The sequence below is a fragment of the Kitasatospora sp. NPDC004240 genome, assembly GCF_053603215.1.
Genome location: NZ_JBSGFD010000315.1, coordinates 1 through 6377 on the forward strand (window position 1 = coordinate 1; position 6377 = coordinate 6377).

Annotated in this window: 8 protein-coding genes; 2 read left to right on the plus strand and 6 right to left on the minus strand. The window is 74.4% G+C overall.

Annotated elements, in window-relative coordinates:
• Positions 1-51: 51 nt before the first annotated feature.
• Both ACWEQL_RS39960 and ACWEQL_RS39965 read right to left on the minus strand, forming a co-directional pair.
• Positions 52-312, minus strand: a complete 261-nt coding sequence (locus ACWEQL_RS39960) for a type II toxin-antitoxin system RelE family toxin (protein WP_452156136.1) — start codon at positions 310-312, stop codon at positions 52-54.
• Positions 309-572, minus strand: a complete 264-nt coding sequence (locus ACWEQL_RS39965) for a type II toxin-antitoxin system Phd/YefM family antitoxin (protein ID WP_452156138.1) — start codon at positions 570-572, stop codon at positions 309-311. The genes ACWEQL_RS39960 and ACWEQL_RS39965 overlap by 4 nt, the downstream gene beginning before the upstream one ends.
• Before the next feature lie 154 nt (positions 573-726).
• Between ACWEQL_RS39965 and ACWEQL_RS39970 the strand changes: the two genes are divergently transcribed.
• On the plus strand, positions 727-1848 hold the full coding sequence (locus tag ACWEQL_RS39970) for a cobalt-precorrin-5B (C(1))-methyltransferase (protein WP_452156140.1): 1122 nt from the start codon (positions 727-729) through the stop codon (positions 1846-1848).
• Between the two features lie 159 nt (positions 1849-2007).
• On the plus strand, positions 2008-3540 hold the full coding sequence (locus tag ACWEQL_RS39975) for a UDP-N-acetylglucosamine 1-carboxyvinyltransferase (protein WP_452156142.1): 1533 nt from the start codon (positions 2008-2010) through the stop codon (positions 3538-3540).
• A gap of 25 nt (positions 3541-3565) precedes the next feature.
• Here ACWEQL_RS39975 and ACWEQL_RS39980 read toward each other — a convergent pair whose 3' ends face one another.
• From ACWEQL_RS39980 to cbiT, 4 genes are all read right to left on the minus strand, one after another.
• Positions 3566-4081 carry a DinB family protein gene (locus ACWEQL_RS39980; RefSeq protein ID WP_452156144.1) on the minus strand — a complete coding sequence of 172 codons (516 nt, stop codon included), beginning with the start codon at positions 4079-4081 and terminating at the stop codon, positions 3566-3568.
• Between the two features lie 48 nt (positions 4082-4129).
• Positions 4130-4912 carry a cobalt-precorrin-6A reductase gene (locus tag ACWEQL_RS39985; protein WP_452156145.1) on the minus strand — a complete coding sequence of 261 codons (783 nt, stop codon included), beginning with the start codon at positions 4910-4912 and terminating at the stop codon, positions 4130-4132.
• The gene (gene cobM / locus ACWEQL_RS39990) at positions 4912-5673 is read right to left on the minus strand and encodes a precorrin-4 C(11)-methyltransferase (RefSeq protein WP_452156146.1); all 762 of its coding nucleotides are present in this window, start codon (positions 5671-5673) and stop codon (positions 4912-4914) included. The genes ACWEQL_RS39985 and cobM overlap by 1 nt, the downstream gene beginning before the upstream one ends.
• Positions 5670-6377: precorrin-6Y C5,15-methyltransferase (decarboxylating) subunit CbiT (cbiT, locus tag ACWEQL_RS39995; protein WP_452156147.1), on the minus strand; the 708-nt coding region annotated here is incomplete at its 5' end. The genes cobM and cbiT, both read right to left, overlap by 4 nt.

Here is a 6377-nt window from a genome sequence, read left to right on the forward strand (position 1 = left end):
CGGGCCGGGGCCGCCGCCCCCGCCCCCCCCCCCACGCCCGGGGTCCCGAGGTCAGTCGCGGTAGATCTCGGAGCGGTGGCCGACCCGGACCACCAGGACGATCAGCCGACCGTCCTCGACGGTGTAGATCACACGGTGGTCCCCGACCCGGAGGCGCCGGTACTCCGGCGAGCCCACCAGTGCGGTGGTGTGGAAGCCGTAGGGGTCCTGCTCCAGCTCGGCGAGCTTGCGCAGGATCGTGATCGCCGTCGCCCGGGGGAGCTTGCGCAGCTCGCCGCGGGCGGACTCGGTGAAACGGGTGCCGTACTTCACTCCGGCCTGGCCAGGGTCTCGGCCATGACCTCGTCCAGGGAGTAGGTGGGCTCGTCCCGGCGTTCCTCGATGAGGCGCAGCAGCTCGCGCTCCTCCCACTGCCGGTACTCGCGGAGCAGCTCTATCGGCACCACGGCGGCGACCTCCCGTCCTCGCCGGGTGATCACCGTGGGCTCGTCCCGTTCGGCGCGGTCGACCACATCGGCGAGACGCTCGCGCGCCTCTCGGATCGACACGGTCTGGACAGGCTGCTCGCTCATGGGTCGAGTGTACGAAGTGTTCCATGTGTACACAAGCGCCTTGTCCCGCTACGCCGGGCGGGGGCGGCGTGATCCCCCCTGGGTGCGAGGAAGGGGCGGAGCCGGGGGACCATGGTCCCGAGCGGAAATCGGACGGCCAGGGAGACGGTGCGGCATGAGCGGGGTCGGTGGGCGGGCCGGGCAGCTGAGGAGCAGCGGGCTGCGGCACGGCTGGACGACCGGGGCGTGTGGGACGGCCGCCACCAAGGCGGCGTACACCGCGCTGCTGACCGGGGAGTTCCCGGACCCGGTGGTGATCACCCTGCCGAAGGGTCAGACGCCCGCCTTCGCGCTGGCCGTCGAGGAGCTGGCCGACGGCCGGGCCACCGCCGGGGTGGTCAAGGACGCCGGGGACGACCCCGACGTGACGCACGGCGCCCTGATCCGCTCCACGGTGCGGCCCGCGGCGCCCGGCGCCGGCGTGGTCTTCCGGGCCGGCCCCGGCGTCGGGACGGTCACCAAGGCGGGCCTGCCGCTGCCGGTCGGCGAGCCGGCCATCAACCCGGTGCCCCGGCAGATGATCCGCGACGCGGTCGCCGAGGTGGCCGCCGCGCACGGCGCCGCCGGGGACGTCGTCGTGGAGATCTCCGTGGACGGCGGCGAGGAGATCGCCCGCTCCACCTGGAACCCGCGCCTGGGCATCCTCGGCGGGCTCTCCATCCTCGGCACCACCGGCATCGTCGTCCCCTACTCCTGCTCCGCCTGGATCGACTCCATCCGGCGCGGGGTGGACGTGGCCCGCGCGGCCGGCCGCACCCATGTCGCCGGCTGCACCGGTTCGACCTCCGAGAAGGTGGCCGTCGCCGAGTACGGGCTGCCCGAGGACGCGCTGCTGGACATGGGCGATTTCGCGGGCGCGGTGCTCAAGTACGTCAAGCGCCACCCGGTGCCGCGGCTGACCATCGCCGGCGGCTTCGCCAAGCTCTCCAAGCTCGCCGCGGGCCACCTCGACCTGCACTCGGCCCGCTCGCAGGTCGACAAGGGCTACCTCGCCCGGCTGGCCCGCCAGGGCGGTGCGCAGGAGTCGCTGGTCACGGCGGTGGCGGAGGCCAACACCGCGCTGGAGGCCGTCCAGCTCTGCCGCGCGGCCGGTGTGCCGCTCGGCGACCTGGTGGCCGAGGCGGCCCGCGCCACCGCGCTCGGCGTGCTCACGGGCTCGCCCGTCTCGGTGGACGTGATCTGCATCGACCGGGCCGGCACCGTCGTCGGACGGGCCGAGCCGCTGGGCCCTGCCTGACCACACCACGGCCCGCATCACCTCACAAGTCCCACACCACAGCCCTTGGTTCGCCGACGCCGTGACCACCCGTCGATAAGCCTCAGAACCGGACAAAGCAACTATCCGTATCCGACCTGGATTCTGGCGCTATCTCAGCCATGAGATATGGTCTGCCGGGTGACAGGCGACTACCTCACCCGTATCGGCACCCTCATCCGTACCGCGCGTCAGCACCGCGGCTGGTCCCAGGCCCAGCTCGGCGAGGCCCTCGGCACCAGCCAGAGCGCGGTCAACCGGATCGAACAGGGCAAGCAGAACGTCAGCCTCGAAATGATCGCCCGGATCGGCGAGGCCCTGGACAGCGAGATCGTCTCCCTCGGCTACTCCGGCCCGATGCATCTGCGGGTCGAGGGCGGCACCACCCTCTCCGGCGCCATCGAGGTCCGCAGCAGCAAGAACGCCTGTGTCGCGATCCTCTGCGCCTCGCTGCTCACCACCGGCCGCACCACGCTGCGCAGCGTCGCCCGGATCGAGGAGGTCTACCGGATCCTGGAGGTGCTGACCTCCATCGGCGTCCGCAGCCGCTGGATCAACGAGGGCCGCGACCTCGAACTCACCCCGCCGGCCGAGCTCGACCTCGCCGCCATGGACGTCGAGGCCGCCCGCCGCACCCGCAGTGTGCTGATGTTCCTGGGCCCGCTGATGCACCGCGCCGAGCAGTTCGCCATCCCGTACGCCGGCGGCTGCGACCTCGGCACCCGCACCGTCCAGCCGCACCTGACCGCGCTGCGCCGCTTCGGCCTGGAGGTCGCCACCACCGGCGGCGCCTACCACGCCTCGGTGCAGGCCGGCGTGCCGATGGACCGCCCGATCGTGCTGACCGAGCGCGGCGACACCGTGACCGAGAACGCCCTGCTCGCCGCCGCCCGGCACGACGGCGTCAGCGTCATCCGCAACGCCTCCCCGAACTACATGGTCCAGGACCTCTGCTTCTTCCTGGAGAAGCTGGGCGTGCGGATCGAGGGGATCGGCACCACCACCCTGACCGTCCACGGCGTGCCCGACATCACCTGCGACGTCGACTACACCCCGGCCGAGGACCCGGTGGAGGCGATGAGCCTGCTCGCCGCCGCCGTGGTCACCTCCTCCGAGCTGACCATCCGCCGGGTGCCGATCGAGTTCCTGGAGATCGAGCTCGCGGTGCTGGAGGGCATGGGCCTCGACTACGACCGCGGCCCCGAGTACCCGGCCCACAACGGCCGCACCCGGCTGGTCGACCTCACCGTGCGGCCGTCCAAGCTGACCGCGCCGGTGGACACCATCCACCCGATGCCGTTCCCCGGCATCAACATCGACCACGTGCCGTTCTTCGCGGTGATCGCCGCCTCCGCGCACGGCACCACGATGATCCACGACTGGGTCTACGACAACCGTGCCATCTATCTCACCGAGCTCACCCGGCTCGGTGCGGACGTGAAGCTCCTCGACCCGCACCGCGTGCTGGTCCAGGGCCCGACCACCCGCTGGCGCGCCACCGAGATGATGTGCCCGCCGGCCCTGCGTCCGGCCGTGGTCATCCTGCTCGGCATGCTCGCCGCCCGGGGCACCTCGGTGCTGCGCAACGTCTACGTCATCAACCGCGGCTACGAGGACCTCGCCGAGCGCCTGAACTCCATCGGCGCCCGGATCGAGACCTTCCGCGACATCTGACGGGCCCTCCTCCCGGAGAACGGGCTCACCAACCGGTGACGCCGTCGAGGTGCTCGCGCAGCAGGTCGGCGTGGCCGTTGTGGCGGGCGTACTCCTCGATCAGGTGGGTGAGGATCCAGCGCAGCGAGAACACCCGGGCGTCCGCGCCGGAGCCGTAACCGCCCCGCACGTCGAGGGAGTCGGCCGCGGCGACCAGGCGCCGGGCGTGGTCGCACTCGGCGCGCCAGATCGCGAAGGCCTCGTCGGGGTCGGCGTCCTCGACGTGCCACTCGCCGTCCGAGCCGTCCGGCAGGTCGAAGTGGGCCCGGCTGCCCTCCCCGGCCAGTACGTCGCGGAACCAGCTGCGCTCGACCTCGGCGAGGTGGCGGACCAGGCCGAGCAGCGACAGCCCGGACGGCGCGAGCACCCGGGCCCGCAGCTGTTCGGTGGTCAGCCCCGCGCATTTGAGGGCGAGGGTGTCGCGCTGGTGGTCCAGGAAGCCCGCCAGGGTGGTGCGTTCGTCGGCGGTGCGCGGGGTCTCGGTGCGGCGATGAGCGCTCATCGCCTCATGATGCCGCTCAACTCCCGTACGGGGTGGGCGAATCCCGGTTCACCCGGTTTGCCCGCGCCCGGCCCGGTCGAGCCAGTGCAGCGCCTCCGTGACGGTGGCCGCCACCGGCACCCCGGCGGGCGGCTCCGGGCGGCGGACGATCACCACCGGCAGGCCGAGCTCCCGGGCCGCGGTCAGCTTGGGCGCGGTGGCCGCGCCGCCGCTGTCCTTGGTGACCAGGACGTCGATCCGGTGTTCGCGCAGCACCGCCCGCTCGCCGTCCAGGGTGAACGGCCCGCGGTCCAGCAGCACCTCGGTCGAGGCCGGCATCGGCGCCTCGGGCGGGTCCACCGAACGGGCCAGGAAGTGCAGCCCGTCCAGGTGGGCGAAGGCCGCGAGGCCCTGGCGGCCGGTGGTCAGGAAGACCCGCCGGCCGAGCCCGGGCAGCGCGTCGGCGGCCGCCGCCAGCGAGTCCACCGGGTGCCAGCGGTCCCCGGCCACCGGGCTCCAGCCGGGCCGGCGCAGCGCCAGCAGCGGCACCCCCGCGGCCGCGGCGGCCAGAGCGGCGTTGTGCGACATCACCCCGGCGAACGGGTGGGTGGCGTCCACCAGGGCGCTCACCCGTCCCTCGCGCAGCCAGGCGGCGAGGCCCTCGGGCCCGCCGAAGCCGCCGATCCGCACCTCGCCGGCGGGCAGCCGGGGTTCGGCGACCCGGCCGGCCAGCGAGCTGGTGACCCGGCGCCCGCCGTCCCCGTCGAGGGCGGCGGCCAGCGTCCGGGCCTCGGTGGTCCCGCCCAGGATCAGCACGTGCGGGCGCGGGTCCGGCGGCGTGGCGTGCGCCATCAGGCGCCGCAGGGCTCGTGCGGGCGCTCCCGCTCCGACGAGTAGAGGTGGCTGTCGCGGAACTGCTCGGCGGCCAGCGTCCGGCCGACGATGATGACCGCGGTCCGGACCACGCCGGCGGCCTTGACCTGCCCGGCGATGTCGTCGAGGGTGCCGCGCAGCACCAGTTCGTCCGGCCGGCTGGCCATGGCGACCACGGCGGCCGGGCAGTCGGCGCCGTAGTGCGGCAGCAGCTGCTCGACCACGTCGTCCACGTACCCGGCGGCCAGGTGCAGGACCAGCAGGGCGCCGCTGCGGCCGAGGGTGGCCAGGTCCTCGCCCTCGGGCATCGGGGTGGCGCGCTTGGAGATCCGGGTGAGGATGACGGTCTGACCGACGGTCGGCACGGTCAGCTCCCGCTTGAGCGCGGCCGCGGCGGCGGCGAACGCGGGCACCCCGGGCACCACCTCGTACGGCACCCCGGCCGCGTCCAGGCGCCGCATCTGCTCGGCGACCGCGCTGAACACCGACGGGTCGCCGGAGTGCAGCCGGGCCACGTCCTGGCCGGCCTCGTGGGCGCGGACCAGCTCCTCGACGATCTGGTCCAGGGTCAGCCGCGCGGTGTCGACCAGCCGGGCGCCGGGCGGGCACTCGTCCAGCAGCTCGCGCGGCACCAGGCTGCCCGCGTACAGGCAGACCTCGGCGCGGGCCAGGATCCGCTGGCCGCGCAGGGTGATCAGGTCGGCGGCACCGGGGCCGGCGCCGATGAAGTGGACGGTCACGAGGGCGCTCCTTGCGGGACGGGGGGCTTGACGGCGGACCACTGGGTGACGGGCATCGCCTGGCGCCAGCCGGTGAAGCCGCCGACGGGGACGGCGTGCGCGACCGCGAGCCGCAGCAGCTCGCCGCCGTGGCGGCGGTACCACTCGGTGAGCAGCGCCTCCGACTCCAGGGTCACCGTGTTGGCGACCAGCCGGCCGCCGGGCGCGAGCGCGTCCCAGCAGGCGTCCAGCAGGCCGGGCGCGGTGAGGCCGCCGCCGATGAACACGGCGTCCGGGGCGGGCAGTCCGGCGAGCGCGGCGGGCGCGGGGCCGGTGACCACGCGCAGCCGCGGCACCCCGAGGGCGGCGGCGTTGCGGCCGATCCGTTCCGCGCGCACCGGGTCCCGTTCGACGCTGACGGCCCGGCAGTCGCGGTGGGCGCGCAGCCACTCGATCGCGATGGAGCCGGAGCCGCCGCCGACGTCCCAGAGCAGCTCGCCGGGGGCGGGCGCCAGGGTGGCGAGGGTGGCGGCGCGCACGTGGCGCTTGGTCAGCTGGCCGTCGCTCTCGTAGGAGTCGTCCGGCAGTCCGGGGACGAGCGAGCCGCGCGGGCCGTCGGCGGGCAGCTCCACGGCGATCAGGTTGAGCGGGTCGCCGGCCGGGTGCGGCCAGCCGTCCGCCGGGCCCTCCAGCTGCCGCTCGCCCGGACCGCCGAGCTGCTCCAG

Excerpts from the sequence above, each read along its gene's own strand:
- ACWEQL_RS39965 (WP_452156138.1), bottom strand. The coding sequence starts at position 572 with ATGAGCGAGCAGCCTGTCCAGACCGTGTCGATCCGAGAGGCGCGCGAG.
- ACWEQL_RS39970 (WP_452156140.1), top strand. The coding sequence starts at position 727 with ATGAGCGGGGTCGGTGGGCGGGCCGGGCAGCTGAGGAGCAGCGGGCTG.
- ACWEQL_RS39980 (WP_452156144.1), bottom strand. The coding sequence starts at position 4,081 with ATGAGCGCTCATCGCCGCACCGAGACCCCGCGCACCGCCGACGAACGC.
- ACWEQL_RS39985 (WP_452156145.1), bottom strand. The coding sequence starts at position 4,912 with ATGGCGCACGCCACGCCGCCGGACCCGCGCCCGCACGTGCTGATCCTG.